The 23,779-nt window shown below is 59.6% G+C and carries 25 protein-coding genes and 1 riboswitch; of the genes, 10 read left to right on the top strand and 15 right to left on the bottom strand.

Going from position 1 to position 23,779, the window contains the following annotated elements; genetic code table 11:
* Window positions 1-220 precede the first annotated feature (220 nt).
* From FIU93_RS01055 to FIU93_RS01040, 4 genes are all read left to right on the top strand, one after another.
* Window positions 221-1,357 (top strand): glycosyltransferase family 2 protein, encoded by a 1,137-nt coding sequence (locus FIU93_RS01055; protein WP_051990217.1) that lies wholly within the window; start codon window positions 221-223, stop codon window positions 1,355-1,357.
* A 9-nt stretch (window positions 1,358-1,366) separates the two neighbouring features.
* Window positions 1,367-2,866: a glycosyltransferase family 39 protein gene (locus FIU93_RS01050; RefSeq protein ID WP_209010262.1), complete on the top strand. Its 1,500-nt coding sequence runs from the start codon at window positions 1,367-1,369 to the stop codon at window positions 2,864-2,866.
* Window positions 2,867-2,974: 108 nt separating this feature from the next.
* The gene (locus tag FIU93_RS01045; protein ID WP_055657736.1) at window positions 2,975-3,772 is read left to right on the top strand and encodes a ChbG/HpnK family deacetylase; all 798 of its coding nucleotides are present in this window, start codon (window positions 2,975-2,977) and stop codon (window positions 3,770-3,772) included.
* A 284-nt stretch (window positions 3,773-4,056) separates the two neighbouring features.
* Entirely contained in the window at window positions 4,057-4,746 is a 690-nt protein-coding gene (locus tag FIU93_RS01040) for a Crp/Fnr family transcriptional regulator (RefSeq protein WP_023002086.1), read from the top strand.
* A gap of 56 nt (window positions 4,747-4,802) precedes the next feature.
* Here FIU93_RS01040 and FIU93_RS01035 read toward each other — a convergent pair whose 3' ends face one another.
* A complete protein-coding gene (locus FIU93_RS01035) occupies window positions 4,803-5,234 on the bottom strand; it encodes an Rrf2 family transcriptional regulator (protein ID WP_075284384.1) in 432 nt (143 codons plus the stop codon).
* A 97-nt stretch (window positions 5,235-5,331) separates the two neighbouring features.
* Here FIU93_RS01035 and FIU93_RS01030 point away from each other — a divergent pair, with 97 nt between their 5' ends.
* The 3 genes from FIU93_RS01030 to FIU93_RS01020 all read left to right on the top strand — a co-directional run bounded on the left by FIU93_RS01030 (window position 5,332) and on the right by FIU93_RS01020 (window position 6,657).
* Window positions 5,332-5,835: a group III truncated hemoglobin gene (locus FIU93_RS01030; RefSeq protein ID WP_209010261.1), complete on the top strand. Its 504-nt coding sequence runs from the start codon at window positions 5,332-5,334 to the stop codon at window positions 5,833-5,835.
* Window positions 5,826-6,047: a hypothetical protein gene (locus FIU93_RS01025; protein ID WP_031269763.1), complete on the top strand. Its 222-nt coding sequence runs from the start codon at window positions 5,826-5,828 to the stop codon at window positions 6,045-6,047. The genes FIU93_RS01030 and FIU93_RS01025 overlap by 10 nt, the downstream gene beginning before the upstream one ends.
* Window positions 6,048-6,312: 265 nt before the next feature.
* Window positions 6,313-6,657, top strand: coding sequence for an acyl-CoA thioesterase (locus FIU93_RS01020; RefSeq protein ID WP_051990218.1), 345 nt, complete (start codon window positions 6,313-6,315; stop codon window positions 6,655-6,657).
* A gap of 231 nt (window positions 6,658-6,888) precedes the next feature.
* Here the strand turns inward: FIU93_RS01020 and FIU93_RS01015 are convergent, their stop codons facing one another.
* Complete coding sequence (locus FIU93_RS01015; protein ID WP_139314296.1) at window positions 6,889-7,188, bottom strand: hypothetical protein; 300 nt, start codon at window positions 7,186-7,188, stop codon at window positions 6,889-6,891.
* A 41-nt stretch (window positions 7,189-7,229) separates the two neighbouring features.
* Window positions 7,230-7,354, bottom strand: a riboswitch (SAM-I-IV-variant riboswitch).
* 97 nt (window positions 7,355-7,451) lie between these two features.
* Here FIU93_RS01015 and FIU93_RS01010 point away from each other — a divergent pair.
* Window positions 7,452-8,141 carry a YoaK family protein gene (locus FIU93_RS01010; protein ID WP_158514212.1) on the top strand — a complete coding sequence of 230 codons (690 nt, stop codon included), beginning with the start codon at window positions 7,452-7,454 and terminating at the stop codon, window positions 8,139-8,141.
* A 28-nt stretch (window positions 8,142-8,169) separates the two neighbouring features.
* On the opposite strand, the gene FIU93_RS01005 is transcribed toward FIU93_RS01010, so the two are convergent.
* The 4 genes from FIU93_RS01005 to FIU93_RS00990 all read right to left on the bottom strand — a co-directional run bounded on the left by FIU93_RS01005 (window position 8,170) and on the right by FIU93_RS00990 (window position 11,520).
* Window positions 8,170-8,919 carry an ABC transporter ATP-binding protein gene (locus FIU93_RS01005; protein ID WP_152504605.1) on the bottom strand — a complete coding sequence of 250 codons (750 nt, stop codon included), beginning with the start codon at window positions 8,917-8,919 and terminating at the stop codon, window positions 8,170-8,172.
* Window positions 8,916-10,154: an ABC transporter permease gene (locus FIU93_RS01000; RefSeq protein WP_173017425.1), complete on the bottom strand. Its 1,239-nt coding sequence runs from the start codon at window positions 10,152-10,154 to the stop codon at window positions 8,916-8,918. The genes FIU93_RS01005 and FIU93_RS01000 overlap by 4 nt, the downstream gene beginning before the upstream one ends.
* Window positions 10,151-11,164 carry an efflux RND transporter periplasmic adaptor subunit gene (locus FIU93_RS00995; RefSeq protein WP_152504603.1) on the bottom strand — a complete coding sequence of 338 codons (1,014 nt, stop codon included), beginning with the start codon at window positions 11,162-11,164 and terminating at the stop codon, window positions 10,151-10,153. The genes FIU93_RS01000 and FIU93_RS00995 overlap by 4 nt, the downstream gene beginning before the upstream one ends.
* A 143-nt stretch (window positions 11,165-11,307) precedes the next feature.
* Window positions 11,308-11,520: a SlyX family protein gene (locus FIU93_RS00990; protein WP_023002075.1), complete on the bottom strand. Its 213-nt coding sequence runs from the start codon at window positions 11,518-11,520 to the stop codon at window positions 11,308-11,310.
* A gap of 200 nt (window positions 11,521-11,720) precedes the next feature.
* Between FIU93_RS00990 and FIU93_RS00985 the strand changes: the two genes are divergently transcribed.
* On the top strand, window positions 11,721-12,425 hold the full coding sequence (locus FIU93_RS00985; RefSeq protein WP_152504602.1) for a glutathione S-transferase N-terminal domain-containing protein: 705 nt from the start codon (window positions 11,721-11,723) through the stop codon (window positions 12,423-12,425).
* A gap of 16 nt (window positions 12,426-12,441) precedes the next feature.
* Here FIU93_RS00985 and FIU93_RS00980 read toward each other — a convergent pair whose 3' ends face one another.
* From FIU93_RS00980 to FIU93_RS00945, 8 genes are all read right to left on the bottom strand, one after another.
* The gene (locus FIU93_RS00980; RefSeq protein WP_023002073.1) at window positions 12,442-12,645 is read right to left on the bottom strand and encodes a hypothetical protein; all 204 of its coding nucleotides are present in this window, start codon (window positions 12,643-12,645) and stop codon (window positions 12,442-12,444) included.
* 103 nt (window positions 12,646-12,748) lie between these two features.
* Window positions 12,749-13,423, bottom strand: a complete 675-nt coding sequence (locus FIU93_RS00975) for a YceI family protein (protein WP_055657754.1) — start codon at window positions 13,421-13,423, stop codon at window positions 12,749-12,751.
* Window positions 13,424-13,628: 205 nt separating this feature from the next.
* On the bottom strand, window positions 13,629-14,420 hold the full coding sequence (locus FIU93_RS00970) for an isocitrate lyase/phosphoenolpyruvate mutase family protein (RefSeq protein ID WP_152504601.1): 792 nt from the start codon (window positions 14,418-14,420) through the stop codon (window positions 13,629-13,631).
* A 221-nt stretch (window positions 14,421-14,641) separates the two neighbouring features.
* Window positions 14,642-16,282: a chaperonin GroEL gene (groL, locus tag FIU93_RS00965; RefSeq protein WP_031269757.1), complete on the bottom strand. Its 1,641-nt coding sequence runs from the start codon at window positions 16,280-16,282 to the stop codon at window positions 14,642-14,644.
* A gap of 54 nt (window positions 16,283-16,336) precedes the next feature.
* Window positions 16,337-16,624 (bottom strand): co-chaperone GroES, encoded by a 288-nt coding sequence (gene groES / locus FIU93_RS00960; RefSeq protein WP_006935644.1) that lies wholly within the window; start codon window positions 16,622-16,624, stop codon window positions 16,337-16,339.
* A 278-nt stretch (window positions 16,625-16,902) separates the two neighbouring features.
* Complete coding sequence (locus tag FIU93_RS00955; RefSeq protein ID WP_152504600.1) at window positions 16,903-17,469, bottom strand: hypothetical protein; 567 nt, start codon at window positions 17,467-17,469, stop codon at window positions 16,903-16,905.
* A gap of 181 nt (window positions 17,470-17,650) precedes the next feature.
* Window positions 17,651-19,141 (bottom strand): sigma-54 dependent transcriptional regulator, encoded by a 1,491-nt coding sequence (locus FIU93_RS00950; protein WP_055657767.1) that lies wholly within the window; start codon window positions 19,139-19,141, stop codon window positions 17,651-17,653.
* A gap of 214 nt (window positions 19,142-19,355) precedes the next feature.
* Window positions 19,356-20,162: a hypothetical protein gene (locus tag FIU93_RS00945; protein ID WP_152504599.1), complete on the bottom strand. Its 807-nt coding sequence runs from the start codon at window positions 20,160-20,162 to the stop codon at window positions 19,356-19,358.
* A 376-nt stretch (window positions 20,163-20,538) separates the two neighbouring features.
* Here FIU93_RS00945 and FIU93_RS00940 point away from each other — a divergent pair, with 376 nt between their 5' ends.
* The gene (locus tag FIU93_RS00940; RefSeq protein ID WP_152504598.1) at window positions 20,539-22,101 is read left to right on the top strand and encodes an EAL domain-containing protein; all 1,563 of its coding nucleotides are present in this window, start codon (window positions 20,539-20,541) and stop codon (window positions 22,099-22,101) included.
* A 347-nt stretch (window positions 22,102-22,448) separates the two neighbouring features.
* Here the strand turns inward: FIU93_RS00940 and FIU93_RS00935 are convergent, their stop codons facing one another.
* A complete protein-coding gene (locus tag FIU93_RS00935) occupies window positions 22,449-23,777 on the bottom strand; it encodes a pitrilysin family protein (protein WP_173017237.1) in 1,329 nt (442 codons plus the stop codon).
* Window positions 23,778-23,779 lie beyond the last annotated feature (2 nt).

The following is a 23,779-nucleotide window of genomic DNA, read 5'->3' as shown; positions in this document are numbered from 1 at the left end:
AAAAGGGCGCTTCAGGAACAGTGGAAGTGCAGCTGCGAAAGACAGGTGAAGCACAATGGGCCGGTAAATCGGCCGAGCAGTGCGGGCATCCATTGTCTTTTCTTGTATTTAATCTCTGCCGGGCTATGGTCCGCGCGGATCGGGTGAAAAGGGCCGTCCCGGTGCTGCAAGGAAGGCACGGGACCGGCGGACAGGGCTCAGTATGGACAGTGCGGTGCGCATGGCGGACGGGAATGCCGGCGAAGTTGGGGCCGAGGCTCTGAAAGGGCCGAAGGCCGCTGAACTCAGTGTCATCCTGCCGAGTTTCAACGAAGCTGCGAACATTCCAATCCTGATCGGCCTCCTGGACGAGGCGCTCGCCGGGATCGCCTGGGAAGCGATCGTCGTTGACGACAATTCGCCCGATGGAACCACCGAGGTTGCCCGCGAGATTGCCCGGACCGATGCGCGCGTCCGGGTCATCCGCCGTATTGGCCGCCGGGGCCTGTCGGGGGCCTGTATTGAGGGCATCCTGGCGTCCTCCGCCCCCTTTGTCGCCGTCATGGATGCGGACCTGCAGCACGACGAGACCATGCTGCCGAAGATGCTGGCCGCCCTGAAGGCAGACGAGACAGACCTGGTCGTCGCCAGCCGCAAGGTCGATGGCGGCACCATTGGCGAAGGCCTGTCGTCCTTTCGCGCCTGGGGCTCCAATCTCGCCAACGGCCTCGCTCAGAAGCTGCTGAACGTCACCCTCAAGGATCCGATGAGCGGGTTCTTCATGATCCGCCGGGACAAGGCTGAAGCTCTCGCACCGAAACTCTCGCCCCAGGGCTTCAAGATCCTGCTCGACCTGGTCTCCAGTGCGGGTGGTACCTTGAAGATCAAGGAACTGCCGTTCACCTTCCGCGAGCGCCAGCACGGCGAAAGCAAGCTGGATACGCTGGTCACGCTCGACTATTTCGGTCTGCTGCTCGCGAAATATTTCGGCAACATCGTTTCGGTCCGTTTCCTGATGTTCGGCCTCGTGGGGGCAAGCGGCCTCTTCGTCCATCTGGCGGCGCTGCGCGTGTTCCTGCTGAGCGACATGGAATTCAACCTCGCCCAGACGGCGGCGTCCTTCGTCGCAATGACTTCGAACTTCTTTCTCAACAACCAGCTGACCTATCGCGACCGCCGCTTGAACGGCATGAGGGCGCTGGTCGGCCTCCTGACCTTCTACGCGGTCTGTTCGGTCGGCGTGCTGGCCAACGTCGGTGTCGCCAACCTGATCTACGCCGATCCATCCTACTGGTGGTTCGCCGGTACGGCGGGGGCGATCATGGGGGCTGTCTGGAACTATGCGGCCAGCTCCGCCCTGACCTGGCGCAAGTCGTAAAGGCCCGTTGTGACCGCTGAAGCTCAGACCGGATCCTTGCCTTTCTACCTGCGGCCCGCAGGCCTGATCCTGATTGTCGGCCTGTTGACGGCATTGAAAATCTTTGCCGCCAGCCACTCGCATTTTGTCGAGGACGAAGCCTATTACCGCCTCTGGGGGCTTTCGCCGGCGCTCAGCTATTACGACCATCCGCCGATGATCGGCTGGTGGATCGGTATCGGTCAGTCACTGTTCGGTGACACGGTCTTCGCAGTTCGCGCCCTTGTCATCGCCTCAGGCGTGATCGGTTCCCTGGCCCTGTGGCGCACAGCCTCCCTTTTGTTCGGACGCACTGCCGCGGCCTGGTCCGTCCTGTTCCTCAACGCCAGCCTGCTGGTGGGCATCGGCGGCATTCTGGCAACGCCCGACGCACCGTCAGTGCTGTTCTGGGGTCTCAGCCTGTGGGCGCTGACAGAACTGTCAACGTCCAGAAACGCCAACTGGTGGTTCGTGGTCGGGCTGATGGCCGGTTGCGGCCTGGTTGCCAAATATTCGGTCCTGTTTCTGGGCGCGGGCATCGTCCTGTGGCTGATCTGGGTGCCGGATGCCCGCCGCTGGTGGCGCTGCTGGCAACTCTGGACCGGTGGACTGATCGCGCTGCTCTGCTTTTCGCCGGTGCTTTACTGGAACCACGTCCACGAATGGGTCAGCTTCTACAAGCAGTTCGGCCGGGCTGGCACCGGCGGGTACACGGCAAGATATATTCCAGAGTTCTTGGGCGCGCTGGTCGGGCTGATGAACCCGCTGATCGCTGTTTTGGCGTTTGCTGGTGCCGCCAGGCTTTTCAAGGGGCTTCGGGCGCGGGAAAACGCGGCCTCTCTCCTGCTCCTGACTGTTTTGCCGTTCCTGCTTTATCTCGGGTATCACTCCTTGCATTCGCGCGTGCAGGCCAATTGGCCGGCACCGCTTTTTCCCGCTTTTGCCATGATGGCTGCGGTCTTTGTCACCAGCCGGCCTGCCAGCCCAGCCCTGTGGCAGCGTCTGGCGCAAGCCGGTGTCGTCCTTGGCCTTGCAGTTGCCGTCGTGGTGCAATTGCACGCAGTCTGGCCGCTGACGGGTACCTTTGCCCGCAAGGACCCGACCTTCCAGTTACGCGGTTGGCCGGAGATCGGACAGGAAGTGAAGGAACTGGCAGAAAGGGAGGGGGCCGGCTTCGTGGCAACGACCAGCTACGGCCTCAATGGCCAGCTCGATTTCCTGATGAAAGACGACCTGCCGGTGTTCCAGCTGACCGAGCGTATCCGCTATGTCATGCAGCCTGCACCTGACATGTCGCTGTTCGACAGGCCGGGGCTCTATGTTGCTGAAAAGCGCCGGAACCGGGAGGGCGACCTGCGGCAGTCCTTTGCCAACGTCGAGGAAGTTGCCGAGCTGACGCGCAAGGTTAAAGATGTGCCTCTGGAAAAGCTTGTCGTCTACAAGGTTGAGGGGCGTATCGGCCCGGTGTTCGAGCCGGTTGACCCAAATTGAACCGGCAGGAGATGTCGGCTCCACCCAACATCCGACTTGATTTGCTTGGCTGAATGACGCAGGGATGTGGCTTAATATTCACATTGTCCGGTCCGCCTGCGGAATTTCATGAAGCGAATTACACTTGGAGCGTTGGACTACGGCCTTGCCTTCGGGGTCGATCGCGCATTGCGTGAACTTGTGGAACGGGGGCGCCTGAGCGCTCTTGGAGCCATGGTTGCCACCGAGCTGTGGCCACGCGAATTCCGTCCGTTGCAGGAAACCGCGGAGAAGGTCGGCAAACGGGCACTCTTCGGGGTGACCTTGGCCTTCAGCGGTGATCGTGTTTCGCCTGTCAGCGCCCGCATGCAGGAAATCTATGGCGACCGGATGTTCACGCGCGAACAACTGCAGCGCCGTGCCTTGCTGCGGCTACTGCCGGACCAGCTTCTGCAGGAGGAAGCCCAGGCTCAGCTTGCCCGTTACAGCGTGTTGATGAAACGTCAGCCGGATTTCGTGGCGGTGCGTGAAGGTCTGTTGGAGCGCACGTCCCTTGCGCGGATCGTTCTGAAGGCGATCGAGCATGCCGATTATCCCGAACCGCCACTGCTGATTTCGCCGGTGCAATCAGGTCTCAAGGCTGTCCGCCTGGCACGGCTTGCCAAGGCGCACGGCCTGAAGCTGCTTCCCAAGGCGGATCCCTTGCCGGAGACCGAGGATCAGGAAGCGCTGCACGCTCTTTTGCATAACCATTTTGACGGCATGAGCGATCTCAGTTTCGTGGCTGCTATTCCCGGCCGTTCGGATGATCGCCTGCGGCGGGACGAACCGCGCCGGAAGATTGCGATACGCGAATGCCAGTTTGAGGTTCTTTCCAGCCAGAGGTTCTTTCAGACGCTGGAGAAGAAGGACGTTTTTCTGAACTGACACCGAACTTTCGCTTAAGGTGCTGGCAGTCAGGCTTTTGTGAGGTTTGTTTCGGACTTGCGAATTCGGATCGGCTGGTGAGTCTAACGAAGTGGTGAAACGAAAAAACGGCCCTGCGGGGTACAGGGCCGTTTTTCGTGGAGGTCCGGAAGAGGGGAGGGGCGGCCCCGCTTCCATGTCCTTAGATATAGGGTTATTTTGCTGGAATGCACGTGATGGGCATCACAAGATGGCGTTTGATCTTGTAATTTCGCGGGCAGCAGCGCTTTTGGCAGGGGTAAGGTGTGGCTGAAATCAAGGATTTTTTAAAAAATAGCTTTTCGCTTGAAGGGCTTGACCCGGAACTGGCTGTCGGCCTGTCGCGCCTTGCAAGGCCGATGAAAATATCGGCTGGCACCATTCTCTTCGAAAATGGCGATCCCGGAAACGGCTGTTACGCGGTTCTGGAGGGCTCGCTCAAGGTATCGCTTCTGTCCGTTGAAGGCGATGAGCAACTGCTTGCAGTGCTCGGCCCTGGCGATCTTGTCGGCGAACTGGCGCTGCTTGATGGCCGTCCGCGGTCGGCAACGGTCATCTCCCTGAAGGAAGCCCAGCTTGCCTTCATCGACAAGGCCGCCTTCCAGCGGTTTGCCGACGAGAACCCGGCCGTCTACCGGCATATGCTGTCGATCGTCGGCAAGCGGCTGCGCCATGCCAATGATGTGCTGGCGGCACGCTCGTTCCTGCCCTTGCCGGGAAGGGTAGCCCAGACTCTCCTGCAGTTGGCGGAAACCTTCGGCAAGCCGCTCGACGATGGCCGGTTGCTGATCCACTACAAACTCAGCCAGGCAGATATCGCCAACATGGCGGGTGCCGCGCGCGAAAACGTCAGCCGTGTCCTCAACGACTGGAAGAGGGCAGGCACCATCAGCCGGATTTCCGGCTACTACTGCCTGGAGCAGATGGACTTCCTGGAAAAGGCTTCGACGCTCTAGGAAAACCAGGATCGAAACGGATGGTCCCCGTCTGCCTCGTTGCAGCCGGGGTTGCCTCAGGCGCTGGTTTCGACCGGCAATGCCATCTGTGTTCCGGCCAGAATGGATGCCAGCGTTTCGGTATTGAGGCTTTCCAGAAAGGCTTCCGAGGCTCGCGCCATTGCGCCTTTCAGGGCACACCGGGGCAGGAAGGCGCAGACTGTGGGCTCGGGCTTCAGGCAGGCGACGACGCCAAGGTCCGGCTCGATCAGCCGCACGACATCCCCCAGGCGGATCATGTCCGGCGTTTTCGCCAGCCGTATCCCGCCGCCACGCCCGCGCGTCGTCTCCAGATAGCCACCCTTGGCGAGATGAGCGACAATTTTCATGACATGTGATTTGGCAAGGCCAAGCTGCCGCGAAAGCTTGTCGACGGTCTGCGGGTCGTCGGATTGGCCGGTCGCCATCAGAATTCTCAAGGCAAAATCGCTGGCCTGACTGAGGCGCATGGCTGGGTCTCTTTAAACATTCATCTTATATGTTGATTTTAGCGGGTTGCTGTGCCATTTAAAAGATGCATCTTAAATGAATGTTATGGAGGCGGCTATGGAAGCCCCTAACTCCAGTACCAACAGATACAAGCTGAAGAGACGCGAAACGCCGGTCCAGGGCGACCGGCTCCGCCGTTACGAGAAGGTCGATGAACAGGCGATCCATGTGATGGTGCATACCTTCTATGGCTGCATTCGCCAGCATCCACGGCTCGGAGGCATCTTCGAGCGCCGTCTGGCTGGCCGGTGGGAAGAGCACCTGCCGAAAATGGAAGCCTTCTGGCAATCCGTCCTGATGAAGAACGGCGCCTACAAGGGCAAGCCCGTGCCGGCTCACCTGAAGCAGAAGGAGCTGGTAAGCACGGATTATGGCGAATGGCTCAGTGTCTTCCGGCCCGTGATCCGTGAATTGTTCGTGCCGGACCTTGCAGACGAGATTGTGGCCATTGCCGAACGCATCGCACAGAGCCTGTGGCTGGCCACCTTCGGAACCCCCGGAGCCAATCCGCCTGCCGAACTGACATCGCAACCCTCTGAATGGAGCGGATCATGCTGGTAACGATTGTCCTGATAGCGGAAGTGCTGGTGTTCGTCTGGTTCACCGTCTTTTCGCTGATGCTTCTGTCCATGTATCTGGATTCGCGCGGCATGCCGCTGCCGAAACTGGATGTCGCCGGCCGCACACTCATCGGCAGTGCGAAACTGGCCTTCATCACCGGCATCGTCGCCCTTTCGGCGATGACAGTCCTTGAAATCCAGGCCTTCAGCTAGAAAGCAACCGAAATGAATACCTCCAACCTTCTGCATCGCGGCCTGCCGATCCTGCTGATCTGGGTCGCTGCCCCCATGCCGTTGTGGATCATGGCAATCCTGATGTTTGTCCTTTGACGGTGGACTTGATCCGCAGTTCCTTCTGAGGCCCTCCGATCAACCACTTCTATTCTTGCAGGTGATGACCTAGTCTTCTTGCGAGAATCAGCGGAGGGGCTCAGGCGTGTACGACGAAAAGCCGACAGGCGATCTGACATTGCGCACCATGGCAATGCCTGCCGATACCAATGCCTCGGGAGATATTTTCGGGGGCTGGGTGTTGTCGCAGATGGACCTGGCAGGCGGTATCGCAGCCGGTCAACGGGCCGAGGGACGTGTCGTGACCATCGCGGTCGACAAGATGAAATTCATCCGGCCTGTGCATGTGGGCGACGTGCTGTGCGTTTATGCCGAAGTCCTTCGTGTCGGCAATTCGTCGATGGAAATCAAGCTTGAATCCTGGGCCCTGCGCCATCGCTACGGCCACCGTGAAAAGGTGACCGAAGCGGTCTTCACCATGGTGGCCGTCGATGACGGCGGCAAGCCGCGCCCGGTCCCCAAGCGAGACTGAGCGTCGCGATCTCATCCGGCTTGGTTCCCCAAAAAAACTCATAACAAACCTCATCCTGGGGAAGCGCGTCAGCGCTGCCTCGAAGGATGGGCGGTATACTGATGAGCAAGCGGCCCATCCTTCCAGAAAGGCCTTCGACCTTCCTCAGGATGAGGCGAGTTGTTGCAGCACGCCTGTATCAAACAAATTGGCAGAGTGCAGACGTTGTGCACCACACGGGGGCACGCCCTGTCAGTGCCTGACGGGTCCGTGCCGGTTGAGAATATCGGCAAAGAGGTCTTCATCGACAGCGCAGGTGCAGCCGTTCGCCCACAGTTGAAGCAGTGTTTTCAAACGCTCGGTGCGGGCGGTCTGGCTCAGCGGCGCCTTGTGCCGCGGTAGGCCACCCAGGATGCGCAGGGATTTGATCCGCGCCAGCACGCAGTCTTCAGCGGCCTGGCACCAGATATCCGTTCCGGCAAGCTTGGAGCTCGCCGCCACATGGTTCTCGATCAGATCTGCCGCACGTCCGGCAAAAGGGTCCTGAGACAAAAAATCCTCCATCGGTTGCCCGAGGAGGACTGGCGCATGCAAATTAACCGCTTAGTTGCCGGAAAGCCTCGGTTGAGGGTCTGACCAGCCGCATCCCTGTTGCGGAAACCACCTTGCCCGGAATGGCAGGTTGGCGAGGGCGCCAGCCCTTCTCTTGATGATGGCGCGCTTATGCCATGTCCAATCCGGCTTGGCAAGTCAGTCAGTGCATGGCACATCTTCCTCAAAGGACTAGCTCGGGAGCTCCACAATTGGACCGATCCATGTTGCATCACAGTCGGCCGTTGGTGCCGATCCTGCTCGCCTTTTGTGCCTGCTTCATCGATGTGGTCTGTATTCTCGGCCTGTTTCACACCTTCACGGCATTCATTACCGGAACGCTTGTCGTCTTGTGCACGGAGGTGTTTCACCAGGGGCAAAACGCGGCCCTGAAGGTCTTCGTGCTCGCGGTATTCTTCGGTTCAACTCTCTTCTGGTTCGTTTCGGTCACTGCGCTGGTGCGCAAAAACAGGATTGCCGTCCGGCATCTGTTCGCGCTCGAAGCTTTGCTGGTGGCGGGCTTCATGTTTGTCGCCGGTCTTGGAGATCCGTCAGCCGGAGGGCCGTTGTCCGCCGTCACTCTGACGGCTGTCGGCTTCTCCACCGTGGCCATGTCGTTGCAGAACGTCATCATGCTGACCCTGCTCAACAGGCATGTTCCCACGACCATCATGACCGGCAATACGCTGAAGCTTGTGCTCGGCATCGCCGACTATTTCACGCATCCCGAAACGCGGCCCGACAGCCGCTCCCGGATCCGTCACCAGGCCTTCGTCCTGATGGCCTTCGCGGCCGGAGGCCTCCTGGCGAGTTTCCTGATGACCGTCATGGGGTTCTGGGCGCTTGCGATACCTGTTGCGCTCCTGATGCTGCTGGCGATAGTCCAGCCGGTGCATGAGCCTCAAGTCGCCTGAAACCGGTGCCAGCTACTCATGCCGAAAATTATGAGCCCAAGCTGGGTGCTTCTTCCCTTTGGTGGTGCCGGTCGTAATCGATGCGGCCGTCGACCAGGTGGATACGCCGGTCCATCCTGTCGGCGAGATCGATATCATGGGTAACGGCGACGACGGTGGTCCTTTCGGTCTTCACAATGGCCTGAAGACTTTCGAACACCTGTTCCGTCGATACACTGTCGAGACTGCCGGTCGGCTCATCAGCAAGGATCAACTGCGGTGAATTGGCAAGTGCCCGGGCGACAGCGACGCGCTGTCGCTGCCCGCCGGACAATTGCTCCGGGCGGCGGTGAAGAAACTCTTCCAGACCCAGCGCCGCCAGAAGCTCCGTCGCATGGTCGAGTTGAGCCTTGGGGCTGCGTTTGCCGAGCCGCTGCATCGGGATCATCACGTTTTCCAGCGCGGTAAATTCCGGCAGCAGGAAATGAAACTGGAAGACGAAGCCGAGTTTTTCCAGGCGAAGATGCGCCATTTCGGCAGATGTCAGCGCATGGGTGGGAAGGCCGTCTATCCGGACCTCGCCGGACGTCGGCCTGTCCAGAAGGCCAAGCAGATACAAAAGCGATGATTTCCCGGAACCGGACGGACCGGTAATCGCAACGAACTCCGCCTCGCCAACCTGAAAGCTGACGTCCTGTACCAGTGTCACCGGCACGATGGCTGGCAAGATGCGGGTGAGGTTGCTCGCTTCCAGCAGAACGTGGCCGGGAGCCGTCTGTTTTTCCGCGGAAGGGGTCATGTCGCCCCTCGGATTATGTCGACAGGATTGAGCCGGGCGGCTTTCCTGGCGGGAATGTAGCCGGCGATCCCGGATGAAAACAGCGCCAACAGGCAGGCTATGATGTAGTGCAGGGCGGAAAAATAGATCGGCAGGTGGGTCATCTCCACGTCCTGGGTGAATTCGAATTTGACAGACGCGAGATAGCTCGACAGTCCGAAGCCGAGCGCTGAACCTGCAATAGCGCCCAGGATGCCGATCACCAGCCCTTCAAGCACGAAGATCTGCTGAATATCGACTTCCGGAAATCCGAGTGACTTCAGGATCGCGATATCACGCGCCTTTTCGTGCACGATCGTCGAGACGATGTTGAAGATGCCGAAGCCGGCTACCACCAGAATGGCCCCGACAACCGTGTACATGATCACGTTGCGCACGAAGAAGGCTTCCATCAGCCCCTCGTTGGCCTCTTCCCAGGAAACCGCCTTGTAGCCGAGCTGCTGCTCGGCCCGTGCGGCAACCGCGTTGGCTTCGGCGATGGAATTGAGGTGGATTGCGATCGAATTGATGACATCCGGTTTTTCCAGGAGGATCTGCACGGCCTTCAGCGGCGCATAGGCAAGCCCCTCGTCGCTGGTGGTGATGCCGCTGTGGAACAGGCCGACGATCTTGAAGCGCTTGGCGACACCGTTTGCGGATGTCAGGGTCACGGTATCGCCAAGGTCCGCCCCCAGCCGTTCCGCGGCCTTGTCGCCGATAACGAGGCCATTTGACGTCGTATCCAGGTCCTCGAAGGAGCCCTGGCGCATATCCTCGCCGATCATGGAGACGGTCAGTTCGCGCTTTGGTTCCACACCGACCAGGGTCATGCCGATGTCCTGTCCGGCATACCGTAGCACCGCCTGTCCGCTCAGGCGCTGCGCCATCGATCCGTTCACCCAGTCGCGTAACGAGGCAAGCGCTTCGGTCGGGTTGCGGATACCGCGAAGGTCTTCCTTTGGTCTGAGACCATGATAGGTGACAGCGTCATAGACTGCACTGGCCGGTTGTTCCGCCGGTGCGCGTTGCTCGTCCAGGATCTCCACATGGGGAATGGCGTCGATCAGTGTTGCGGTAAAATCCCGCTGAGACCCTTCCATGAGGCTCGCCATCGCCACCGAAAATCCGACACCGAGTGCGACGCCAAGCGTCGAGACGATGGTCTGGCGCAAGCGGTTGCGAATGTGGGTGGAGGCGATGCGCAGGAGAAGCATTATGTGCCGTCTCCGGGAACCGGCCTGACCTTCTGTCCTTCTGCCAGATCCGGGTTATAGGGAAAAACGATCCGGTTATCTCCGGTGATCCCCTTCAGCACTTCCGTGGCGCGGGTGCCCTTGATCCCGGTTTCGACCTCCAGCAGAACGATTTTGTTATCCCCATCCAGCGTCAGCAGTTTCGAGCCGTCGAAGGCAGCGGTCGGCAGAAGCAGCGCGTCGTCCTTCTCCGAGGTGACGATATTGATCTCGGCTGTCATGCCGATGCGCAACGGAGTGTCCTCCGGGAGATCGAGATAGACCCGGTAGTTCTTCAGCACCGGATCGCCTTTCGGAGTGATGCTGGCAACTTCCGCTGTCAGTTCCTTGCCTGGAAAGGCATCTGCACGGATCAGGGCCTTGTGACCCTTGGCGACCTTGGGAATATCCTCCTCGTTGACTTCCGCCACCAGTTGAAGGGGAGAAGGCTGACCGATCCAGAAGAGAATTTCACCGGGTTCGGCAACTTCCCCCACCGACCCGTCCGCCCTCAGAACCATGCCGTCCATGGGGGCCACGATGACATAGTCGCGCAGCCGTTCCTTCTGGGCCGCGGTGATGGCGTTGATGCGGATCAGTTCGTTCTGGGCCTTGTCGTAAACCTGCTGGCTGACGACGCGGCGTTCCAGCAGTTGCAGCGCACGTTCCTTGTCGGATTGTGCCAGCTCCTGGCGGGCTTCCAGTTCGGCAAGCGTCGCACGGGCATCGCCGCTGTCCAGTTCCGCCAGCTGGTCGCCTTTCTGTACCTGGTCACCCTCGCAGCCGCACAGCGAGACGATCCGCTCGCGGATGATGCTGGTAACCTTCGCCCATCGGACGGGTTCAACGACTGCGGTGGCATAGACCACTTCGGCCGCCCGCCCGGTCGTCGGCATCACTGTCTGCACTTCCGGCGGTTTCTTGAACCACCAAAGTGAGCCCGCGATGGCTCCCGCGATCAGCAGAACAAATATCAAAAGTTTTAAAAAGCGCATGGCACACCCTTGCCGGATCTGCCGCCACAATAACGTTTCGAGCGAGGAACGCCATGGCCTGGATCAAATGAGGATGCCTGCGCGCAAAGGCTGGCTGGACGTGTGCCTCAAGAGCGCGATCAGGTAGCGCCCTTCGTCGAAGATCAGTAATGCGGCGGCTTTTCGATCTGGTGGCCGGGCAGAACGTTCTCCATCAGTTCCGTGACCTGATCCGTCATGTTGGTGACGAGCCGGTTGAGCCTGTCCAGCTGGCGTCCCTGATCGAAGACGACCGTATTCAGTTCATCAATGGTGTTGAGCGCATGAGCGAGATCGATCTCGAGCTTCTCGATTCGGGCTTCTTTGTCGTCCGCCATGGGTGTCTCCTGCGTCGTCCTGGGGCAATGTGGCTTCTTTCGGCACCCGCCCGATGTCTGTCGAGGCAGGTATATTGCGGCGGCGGCGAAACACCAACTCTCATTGTCGGCGGACTGTGAGTTTGCGCCGGGCGATGCTGCGTTATATCTATGCGTAATCCTGACAGGGGTCGGGACCTGCAATCCCTAAAGAGGGCTCCATGACCGATCTGTCTGACTTCGAGATCTCCCGCAAATGGCCTGCCAAACACGCCGATCGTATTCAGCTCTATTCGCTGCCGACGCCCAACGGCATCAAGGTTTCGGCGATGCTGGAAGAAACGGGTCTGCCATATGAGCCGCATGTGGTCGATTTCGGCAGCAATGACCAGGTGAGCCCGGAATTCCTGTCGCTCAATCCCAACAACAAGATCCCGGCAATCATCGATCCGCACGGCCCAGGCGGCGAGCCGCTGCCCTTGTGGGAATCCGGCGCGATCCTGATTTATCTGGCGGAAAAGTCGGGCAAGTTCCTGCCGCAGGAGCCGGCAAGGCGCGCCGAAACGCTGCAGTGGCTGATGTGGCAGATGGGTGGCTTTGGCCCGATGGCGGGTCAGTTGGGCTTCTTCCACAAGTTCGCGGGCCGGGACTATGAAGACCGTCGGCCTTTCGAGCGATACCGGGACGAGACGAAACGCCTGCTTGGCGTTCTGGATCGGCAGCTGGATGGGCGCGATTTCATCATGGGGAGCGACTATACCATCGCAGACATGGCCTGCTGGCCCTGGGCGCGAAATCTCAACGGCTTCTACGAGGCCGGCGAGGTGACCGACTTCGCGTCCCACACCAATGTGGTTCGCTGGGTCGACACCTGCATGAGCCGTCCGGCAAGCCAGAAGGCGGTCAACATTCCCTCGCGCGACTAACGTGAAACGGTGTCGATCAGGCCAGGAAGACGACCGAAGTCAGCAATGCCAGTAGCAGGATGATCACCGCTGCGACCCGCCAGATGGTGCCATATCTGGAAACCGGGGGAACCTGGGATTCCAGTTCCTGATCGGTCTGGGCATCCTGGGCGATCGTCCTGTTGAGTTGATCGGCATTCTCATACTGGTCTGACGCAGTCTGTCGCATACTCTGTGCCATCGGTCTCTCCATGGTTCAATTCTAGGAAGAAAACCGTCAGAGGCGGCTAAGGTTCCGAAAACCGTGTGAAACGGTCACGCATGAAGAACGGATGCTGACCGGACTACTGCGCTTCAGCCTCTTTCAGTGGTGGGCCGCTGAACTCCGTTTCGATCACGAACTCAACATCATCCCCCACCCCGAGGTTGGAGCCTTCTGGCGGAAGTCCGTAGGACATGCCGAAATCGGACCTTCTCAGCGTACCTGTTGCGGAAAATCCGATCCGAGCCTGTGGGTCGTAAACCGCCAGGCCCGGATAACCGCCGTTGAAACGCACGTCGAGCTCAACTGGTCGCGTTTCTCCCCTGAATGACAGGTCGCCTGTCACGACGGCAGTTTCAGCGCCGGTCAGTTCAATGCTGGTCGAGCGATAGGTGATCTTCGGGTGATCTCCTGCATTCAGCCAGTCCGGGCCAAGCAGCATGTCGCGAAAGCCATCGGGTGGCGTTGCGGTCAGATGCAGGGATGCGACGTTTATGTCGACGCTCAAGCTGGCGTTAGCCGGATCAGCGGGATCGAGTTCCAGCGCGGCGTCAAAGTCAGCAAAGGACGCGCTGTAGTACGAAAAGCCGAGGTGATTTGCCCGGAATATGAGCGTCGAATGGAATTTGTCGATCTTGTAACTGCCTGCCGGTAGAGCCGTCGCGGCGTCACCTGCATTTGCAGCAAGTGATGGCAACAGCACCGCTGCGACACCGCAAAGTACAGACAGAAAACGAAGTCCCGGGGACAGTGGCATAGTGGTTCCTCTATTGACCGGAAGTTGGAAACAGCGGTGTGTTCAGGCCGATTTCAGGTGCAGCCGTGGCTGATTTGCCTGTGGCCATAGCCAGTGGTCTTGCCGATCGGCCACCAGGCAATCAAAAGATACCGACCAGTTGGTATGTTGTCAATCTTGCGGCCCTGATCTGTCGCCGGGCGAGGCGGGTGTTGGGCTTTGGCATCTAACAAAGCCTTGACCAGGTGGGAGCAGCATCAAGGCTGGTAAAATCTCCCGCGGCGATGGTTTGACCCAGTGTATTGATCGCACTGAGAGCCGCGCGGGTAAATGATCCGCCAAGACTGATCCGCCGAACGCCAGCGTCTGCGAGTTGGTCGAAGGACAGGCCCGATGCACCTTGCCCGATGACATGGTTGACCGGAACAGGTACCGACGCGCAGACCGTCCGTATGGCTTCAAGATCAGGTAGGCCCGGGGCGTAGACGACGTCTGCCCCTGCTTCGGCAAAAGCGGACAGACGGCGAAGAACCTCATCGAGGTCATAGGCTCCCTTGCCGAGACCATCGGCGCGAGCCGTCAGGACGATCCCGGATTTCCGGGCCTCCAAGACAGCGGCGTCAACGCGCTCGAGAGCTTCGGAATATGGTCTTATACGACCAGGGTTGGACGTGTCGCGATCTTCTATCGAGATGCCGGCAAGCCCGGCTTTCGCGGCACGTGCGACCGTCTCCGCGACACCTTCCGGTGTGTCTGCAAAACAGTCTTCGCCGTCCAGCGTTACGGGAAGGCCAGTCGTACGGGACAATGCCGATGCGTGGTCGATCGCTTCCTGCCTGGAAATTTGCCGGGAACTATCGCGCCGGCCTGTCGTGAAGGCATATCCCGACGACGTGGTGGCCAGAGCCTTGAAGCCGCAGTGCGCCAACAGCCTGGCGGATACGGCATCCCACGGATTGGGCACGATAAAGCACCCGGTCTCGTGCAGTTCTCGAAAGACATTGGCTGGGCTGGACATTTGAAGGATGCGCGAAGAGCAGGGTTATCTTGGACCGATATGAAAACACAGAGGTAGCAAGAAGGGCAAGTGCGCCGCTTGGTTGAGCTGCTGTTCAGTTTTCTGAAAACCACTGCCGCCTCCCGTGCCGCAAGGTGGCACAAGCGCGAGATGATGGGTGGCCAAGAAAAAGGGCGGTCCGAAGACCGCCCTTTCTGTAAAGCTTGTGAGCTTTGGGCTTCTTAGAAGCCCATGCCGCCCATGCCGCCCATGTCGCCGCCCGGCATTGCCGGAGCGTCTTTCTTCGGCAGTTCAGCAACCATGGCTTCGGTGGTGATCAGCAGACCAGCGACGGAAGCTGCGTCCTGCAGAGCAGTACGGACAACCTTGGTCGGGTCGATGATGCCAGCTTCGATCATGTTGACGAACTGTTCGGTCTGAGCGTTGAAGCCGAAGGACGGATCGTCGTTTTCCTGGATCTTGCCAACAACGATGGAGCCTTCGACACCAGCGTTTTCAGCGATCTGACGGATCGGAGCTTCCAGAGCGCGCAGGACGATCTTGATACCAGCTGCGATGTCGGCGTTGTCGGAGGCCAGGCCTTCGACTGCCTTCTTGGCGCGCAGCAGAGCGGTACCGCCACCCGGGACGATGCCTTCTTCAACGGCAGCGCGGGTTGCGTTCAGAGCGTCGTCGACGCGGTCTTTTTTCTCTTTCACTTCGATTTCGGTCGCACCGCCAACGCGGATAACGGCAACGCCGCCTGCGAGCTTTGCAAGACGCTCCTGGAGCTTCTCACGGTCGTAATCGGAAGTGGTTTCTTCGATCTGAGCCTTGATCTGGGAAACGCGGCCGTTGATGTCGTCCTTGGAGCCAGCACCGTCAACGATGGTGGTGTTTTCCTTGGTGATGGACACCTTCTCGGCGGTGCCGAGCATGTCGAGGGTCACGTTTTCCAGCTTGATGCCGAGATCTTCGGAGATAACGGTGCCGCCGGTCAGGATCGCGATGTCTTCCAGCATGGCCTTGCGGCGGTCGCCGAAGCCCGGAGCCTTGACAGCAGCAATCTTCAGGCCGCCACGCAGCTTGTTGACGACGAGGGTGGCAAGTGCTTCGCCTTCAACGTCTTCAGCAATGATCAGCAGCGGACGGGAAGACTGAACAACAGCTTCCAGGATCGGCAGCATGGCCTGCAGGTTGGAAAGCTTCTTCTCGTGCAGCAGGATGTACGGCTTTTCCAGGTCAGCCATCATCTTGTCAGCGTTGGTGACGAAGTAAGGAGACAGGTAGCCGCGGTCGAACTGCATGCCTTCAACGACTTCGAGTTCGGTTTCGAGGGACTTTGCTTCCTCGACGGTGATCACGCCTTCGTTGCCGACTTTCTGCATGGCTTCGGCAATGTCCTTGCCGACCTGCTCGTCGCCGTTAGCGGAGATCGTGCCGACCTGTGCAACTTCACCAGAGGTGGTGATGGTCTTGGAAGCAGCGGTCAGAGCCTTGACGGCTTCAGCAGCAGCAAGATCAACGCCGCGCTTCAGGTCCATCGGGTTCATGCCGGCTGCAACAGCCTTGGCGCCTTCCTTGACGATGGCCTGAGCCAGAACGGTCGCGGTGGTGGTGCCGTCGCCAGCGATGTCGTTGGTCTTGGAAGCCACTTCGCGCACCATCTGGGCGCCCATGTTTTCGAACTTGTCTTCCAGTTCGATTTCCTTGGCAACAGACACACCGTCCTTGGTGATGCGCGGTGCGCCGAAAGCCTTGTCGAGAACGACGTTACGGCCTTTCGGGCCGAGGGTCACCTTGACGGCGTTTGCGAGGGTGTCGACACCACGCAGCATGCGCTCACGTGCGTCGGAGGAGAATTTTACTTCTTTAGCAGACATGTGATCGTCTCACTCTTTTGGAACAGGTTGAAATCAGAAGCGGTTCGCGGCTGGTTACGCGATCACGCCCATGATGTCGGATTCCTTCATGATCAGGAGGTCTTCACCGTCGATCTTGACTTCGGTGCCGGACCACTTGCCGAACAGAACGCGGTCACCAGCCTTGACGTCGAGCGGAACGATCTCGCCGTTGTCCTTGCGGGCGCCGGTGCCGATGGCGATGATTTCGCCTTCCTGCGGCTTTTCCTTAGCGGTGTCCGGAATGATGATGCCGCCAGCAGTCTTTGCTTCAGAATCTACGCGGCGAACGACGACACGGTCGTGCAGTGGACGAAATGCCATAACACTGTTTCCTCTCATGAGCGCGCCCCACGCAATAGGCAGCGCGCGAGACATGAACATTGGGTTGCGTTGCACGGAAGGAAATTGCCTCCCGTCACCAATTAGCACTCCTTAACAGCGAGTGCTAACAGCGCCATGGATTTATGTAGCTGTGCTCAGCTTGTCAATGCTTTGTGACGAGAATTTAATCGCAATCGGTCGCGTTGCGCCTATGGGGTAGTCAACAGACCGGGGAGGCGGAATTATGGCGTCGCTGCTACTGCGTCAGCGAGCCCGGCTCAATTCGCGCCGGAAACGCTGAAAGGCAGTGTAAAGGCGCTCGTTTTGCCGCCGATCTCGTCGGTGAAGCTCGTTTCCAGCTGGTAGTCGCCGGCCGGCAGGCCGCTGAACTGAAACGTGAGGGCCGCGGAAAGCTCACGCTGCTTGGACCGGCCGCTGCCGGAAAAGGTCGCGAAGTTCTCCTGTTCGGCCAGAACCTGGCCGGATTTGGTCAGCAGTCTGTAGTCCGCGGTCAGCTCATAGGCATAACCGCCTTCGGTTTCCTGAAAGTCGTAACCGACCGGTTCCGCGTAGACAGACAGCGCTTCACCATCGGCGAACGTCGCATCAGCGCGCGGCGTGTACTCGCCATATCCGGTGCTCGGGCTGGAAGCGAAGGTTGCGGCCGTGAACGAAAGACCGGCAGCCGCCCATGCCTGGTCATATGCGGCAAGTGCGTTCTGGAAAGCTTCTGGAGGGCTGGCGGGGGATTGGGCCTGCGCGGACAGCTGTCCAGCAGACAGTCCGGTTGCAATCAGAACAGCAGACAGCGTCTGCCGAAAAGCACATTTTCCCACCAGCATCATCTATATCCCCGCACGCCTTTAAATCTTGTCGTTTTCAGCGATTTTGCCGATATAAACCGACTTGTCCGATTAAACAAGGCAATGTGTGCGGCGCGGTAAACGCCGGATTTAGCTGTACTCTACTCGTTATCCGCGAAAGTAGAAAACCCGATTGCGGTTAACGTGTCTCCGGTCCGGGCATTTACATGCTGCGGGCTGTCCAGGACTGGCGCTTTCGGTAGATAGTGGAAGGGCTGATCTCAAGAGCTGCTGCCGCCATGGCGATGTTGCCGTCAAAGGCATCAAGAGCGTCTTCGATGATGCGCCGCTCCTGGGCCCAAAGCGGCTCGATGGTTCCGAACGGTCGGCTTGGCGGTGCCACGCGCGATCGCTCGCGGGACAGGTCGATCAAGGTGCCCGGCCGGCTGCTCTGGTCACGAATGATCAGCGGCAGCATGTCGTATGTGACAGCGGCACCGTCATTCATGACAACGATCTGCCGGATGGTGTTCTCAAGCTGGCGGACGTTGCCCGGCCAGGGATAGGAAATGATCCGCGCTTCCGCGTCCGCATCAAATCCTCTGAACCCGCGCCGTTCTTCCGCCGAATAGCGTTCAAGGAAGGTTTCGGCGAGCGGCAGGATATCGTCGCGGCGCTCTCTGAGAGGCGGCATGTGGATCGGCAGCACGTGCAGCCGGTAGTAAAGGTCTTCGCGGAAGCGGCCGGCGGATATTTCCTGAACCGGGTTCCGGTTTGTGGCGCAGATGATGCGCGCGTCCACCTTGCGGGTATGTGTGTCGCCGAGGCGCTGGAACGTCCCTGTCTGCAGGAAGCGCAACAGCTTGCTCTGCAGGAGAAGGTCCATCTCGCCGATCTCGTCCAGGAACAGCGTGCCGCCATCGGCCTGTTCGGCCGCGCCCGCACGGTTGTCTGCAGCTCCGGTAAAGGCGCCGCGCACATATCCGAAGATCTCGCTTTCAATGAGGTCTCGCGGAATGGCAGCGCAGTTCAAGGTGACGAAACGGTTGGACCGGCGCTCGGATAATTCGTGAACCGCAGCAGCGCACAGTTCCTTGCCCGTTCCGGACTCTCCGGTAATGAAGACCGGAGCCTGCGACGGCGCCATGCGACCGATCTGGTCGTGGATGTCGCGCATCTGGGCGGAGGTGCCCACCAGGCGGTTCGTTCCGGAGCTTTCGGTCCTGATGTGTGCCGCGCGAAGCGGAGGTGCTGAAAGCTCCGGCATTGAAACGACAGGCTGGACACTCTGCGGTGCTGCGGGAGCAACCGGTTGAACGGGCCTTCTTTGTTTCAGCTGGAAGGAAATCTTGGACGCAAGCGCATCGAGCGAGAAGGGCTTGGTCAGGAAATCATGGGCTCCGGCGCGCATCGCGCTGACGGCCCGCGAGACAGACCCCTTGGCCGAAACCGCGATGATGACTGCCTTGGGACAGCGGACCGCATAGGCTTCCAGGGCTTCGTCGCCACCGATGGTTTCCAGATCAATGATCAGAATGTCGGTGGTCTTGTCTGCAAGGTCCTGCAGGCAGGACGAGGATTCCGTGTACAGGATGGGGTCCGTACAGGCATGAGACAGCTTGGCGCAGACCGCAGAGGTGCGGGCAGCCTCGGAGGCCGTTGCGTCAAGTACGCGTACTATAACAGGCAGCTCTTTGCCCTCATTACTCCCCATTGCTGGGTAACTCCCATCGCTGGATACGGGTCATTCGAATATCGAAAGATTCGTCAATTTGATAATTCTCCGAACAGGGTAAACAAAGCGTTGTCAGATGACGCAAATTGCAGGCGATCTTCGCTTTCGGCACAGAAAAGGGCCGAAGTGAGCAAAATATTCCAGCTCAGGCGGGGTGTGGTGGATATGCCGAAGACCGGTCAGACCTGAGAAATCAAAGGCCGGCCGACAGGTATCCTGCCAGGAAACTGGCAAGGCAGAGGGCGAACACCAGCCAAAGGTCAACAGGATGTACCAATGCGCGTTGCAGCTTTCGGAAGACTTCCGGAAGGCCGGTTCCACCCGGTGCGTTGGTTCCGGTGCGCAAGGCGTGCGCGGGCGGCCGGAAGGCATCATGCTCGTCCACGGTTCCCGACACCCCACCTGTTTCAAGGTGTGGAAGAGCCTTCGTTCCCGGCGCGAAATGTTTACCGGCCGAGTCCCCGTCTGGTGCATCTTTGGCGGCAAGGTCTGCTGCACAATCCGGAAACGACCCGGCGTGCGCCGGTTGAAACTCCGGCGCGTAGCTGCCTTTGGGAATGGTGATGCGCACCGGGTCGTTTGCACCGGACCCGGCATAGTACTTCTCTAACCTGCGCCGCAGCCGGGCGGCCTCGACACGTACGATAGGGTCCGTCACCGGATTGAAGTCTTCCGGCCGCCCGAGCGCTTCAACCGCGATCGTATAGCCTTTGATCTTTTCCTGTTGTCTGTTCAACGTGGCATGCACGACAAACCCCAGGAAGGCACGCAGTTGGGGCGCGGACTGGAATTCGGAGCTTTTCAGGGTGTTGATGAGCGCGGCCTTGATCTGCTCCTCGCAGGGAAGCTGCTCCTGCACTGTGTTCGGGGCCGTCGCTTCACCTGACTTGAGAGAAGTTGAGGCCTCGGGTGCGGGGCGGTCCTTGGCAGGCTGGTCTATCTTCGCATCCGGCGCATTGTCGCGCGGTGCCCGATATGTCGTTTGTTCGGCTGCATGCATATCAGCCCCCTGCTAGACCTGTTGACTGATCCGCCGTGAAGTAGCTTCCCTTACGTAAATTTAGACGAAGTACTACCGAATGCAACGGTCAAAAAGTCATGGGGACGTCATTGCCCGGTGCGTCCAGCGGGTGAGTGGGAGACTTGTGGTTGTGAGCTGTTTGAGACACTGTGAACGCTGCGTGAGGAGCGAAAAACGCCGAAATACCGTGACGCATCAACCATAGTCGGGGACAAGTCACGGATTCCATACCGCAAGGCGGTTGTAGATTCGGCCACGCATGGTTCTTAAGGCATGATTAACCAGTAACTTTTGATTCGCGTTGGAACTTTCGAATACCATGGGGCGGACAGGGACCATATTCGTAGCAATTTGCATGGCCGTGATCGCGCTGTCGTCTGCGACAGTTCTGGTCTTCCAGTTCGGACGGCCGTTCGGCGAAGCTGTTTCCCTGTCGCTTGCGCTCATGTGCACCATGATCCTGATCCACCTGCTGATCGGTCGTGCACGCGACCGCGGCGCGGTGAGTGAGGCGGTCGACCGTCTTGAAGAGCGCATGGCGGATCTGGACGAGGATGTCGGCAATCTCGAAGGCAGGCTCACGGGCATGGAACACACCATGCCGCGCCGTACCCGCGCTGAAATCGACCCTCTGTTTGCTGAAGTTGAAGTACTGGGCACCTTGGTCAAGCAGATGGCCGAGGCCATGTCCGACCTTGAAGCGAGGGTCGAGGACCAGCAGGCCATCGCACCGCCGCCGCAGATGCCAAGCTTGCCACGTTATCAGCAGCCGCAGGAGACCTACCAGGAAGAACGCCGGTCCACCTATCAGGCGCCGCAGAACTGGCCTCCGGTTCAGCAGCCTGCGCAGGCCCCGCAGCGCCAGCAGCACGCCCCGGCGTCCTTTTCTCATGAAGCGGACAACGGCATGCAGGAGCCCTATGCGCCAGCGGCTGCACCGCGCCGGGACATGAACGATTTCGATCGACGCTATGGTGTGCACGCACCGCGTCTCGAGGATAAGCTGGGTCATGTTCCGGTCAAGGAACAGCCGAACCACCAGCAGCAGGATTACGCATTCGAACTGCCGAATGAACCCGACCAGCGCCTTGCCGCACGTACCGCGATGCCGGCCGAAAAGCCGAAGCCGAACATGGCCATGCGTGAACTGATCACGTCGGCACTCAATGCCAACAGGGTGGAGCTCCACCTGCAGCCGATCGTGACACTGCCGCAGCGCCAGGTGAAGTACTATGAAGCCTTCACCCGCCTGCGTGATAACGGCGGCAACCTGATCGAAGCATCGGCCTTCATTCCGGAAGCGGTTCTCTCGGGCCAGATAGCCCGGATCGACAATCTGCTGCTGTTCCGCTCCATCCAGGTCGTGCGCCGCCTGACCTCGCGCAATCGCAATGCCATCCTGTTCTGCAATATCTCGTCGCAGTCGCTGGTTGACGAAACTTTCTTCCCCGGCTTCCTGGAATTCGTGAAGGCGAACCAGGATCTGGCCGATGTACTTGTGTTCGAATTCTCCCAGGACGATGTCGCCCAGATGGGCGGGATGGAGCTGGAAAGTCTGAGTTCGCTGTTCGAAGCCGGGTTCCGCTTCTCCGTCGACCAGATCGCGGACATGAAGATGGACTTCAACTCCCTGGCGGGCCGGGGTTTCAAATACGGCAAGCTGCACGCCGACTATCTCATCGGGCGCCGCGAAGCCAAACACGGCCACATCCATCCGTCCGATTTCGGCGACCTGCTTCATCGCTATGGCATGCAGCTGATCACTGATCATGTGGAAACGGAATCCCAGGTGCTGGAGTTGCTCGACTACGACGTCAAGCTTGCTCAAGGCAACCTGTTCTCGCCGCCGCGCCCGGTGCGTGCGGAAGTGCTGCAGGGCGCACCTGCACCCGGCCCGAGACGCTCCGCCGCCGGTTGATCCGCGCAAGGCGCTTCCGCGTTCCCGAAACGATAATCTGCTTCGACATTTCAGCTGCTCCTAACCGACGGAGCAGCCCATGACAGTGGTCTGCCGCCATATGGCAAAAGCTGGCGGCTTGAGGGCTTTTTCCGCTCGGCCTTTTTTAAAGTGCCGACCTGGAGCCCCCTGTGTCACCCCGGACAAGCGGATCGCGATGCGTATCTCGAATGCACGTTTTCTGCCTTGAAGGCTGTTCCCAGGTTCGAGCAGTGATGGTCGCACTTCAGTCTGGCAGGCAAAATCAAAAACGCCCCGGTTTGAGCCGGGGCGTTTGTCATTGAGGCAGTGTCGTTGGTGGTTTGGGGCTACCCCTGCTTCGGGCCTACGGTCACCACTGTCGGAGCCTTGTCGGCCAGCAGGCGTTTGGCCACCCGTTTGACGTCGTCCAGTGAAATAGCCTCGATCTCGCTGTTGCGGCGGTCGAAATAATCGATCCCCAGTTCTGCATTCTGCAGAGCGACCAACTGCCGGGCAATCTTGCCGGAACTGTCGAAGCGCAGAGGGTAAGAGCCGGTCAGATACTGTTTGGCAGACTGTAATTCGTCTTCGCTCGGTCCGGTTTCGGCCATGCGACTGATCTGTTCCAACATGATCTTCACAGTCTCGTCCGCCCGGTCCGCCTTGGTCGCGGCATTGGCGATCAGAAGACCCGTGTGTGCGTAAGGAGAAAGAGATGTGCCGGCGCCGTAGGAAAGCCCGCGCTTTTCCCGCACTTCTTCATACATCCAGGAGGTGAAGGTGCCGCCACCCAGAATGTGGTTCATCACAAAGGCGGCCTGATAGTCCGGATCGTCACGTGTCAGTCCGGGAAGACCGAGCAGGATCGTGGTTTGCGGTACCGCCAGCTGCTGGTTTACTCCGGTTCCGAACTCCGGTTCGAAATCGGCAATCTGCACCAGCTGTCCTTCCTCCTGCAGAGGGGCAAAGACCTTGTCGAGAATTCCGGCGAGGGTTTCAGCATCGACCGCACCGACGACACCGATGATCAGCCCCTTGCGGGCGAGAAGCTTGCCCTTCTGGTTTGCAAGGTCATCCGCGTTCAGGCCGGCCAGTGTTTCGGCGGTGCCAAGCGTTGGCCGGGCGTAGGGGTGATCACCGAACATAGCTTCGGCAAGGGCTCTTCCGGCAATCGCATCCGGATCGCTTTCGTTGCGTCTCGCCCTTTGCGACAGCTGGGCCTTCATCCGCTCCACCGGGGCTTCGTCGAAGCGCGGCTCGTTCACGGCGAGGGCCAGAAGGTCACTGGCGTCGTCAAGGGTTGGCGTCAGGGTCCGCAAGCTGCCGTAGAACCGGTCCTTGCCGGTGCTGAAGTTGATGCTGATGGCAAGTTCTTCCAGCTTGGCCTGGAAGGTTTCGGAATCCATTTCACCCGCGCCTTCGTCCAGCGTTGCGGCGAGCAGTCGCGTCAGGCCTTCCTTTCCGACAGGGTCCTGCGCGGAGCCGCCGTCGAAGGAAAAATCGAGCGCAACGATAGGCACGGTATGGTCTTCTACCAGCCAGGCTGTGATGCCTTTGGGGCTGGTGACTTCCTGGATCTCGACGGCCTGCGCCAGCCTCATCAGGCCAAGCAGGGCGACAAGCGACAAAGCGAGGGCGGAGACCGGACCGCGCAGGGAGAAGAGGGTGTGTGCCATGA

Origin of the sequence: Labrenzia sp. THAF35 (assembly GCF_009363595.1) — a bacterium.
Classification (GTDB): Bacteria; Pseudomonadota; Alphaproteobacteria; order Rhizobiales; family Stappiaceae; genus Roseibium; species Roseibium algicola.
This window is presented reverse-complemented; position numbering and strand designations above follow the sequence as displayed.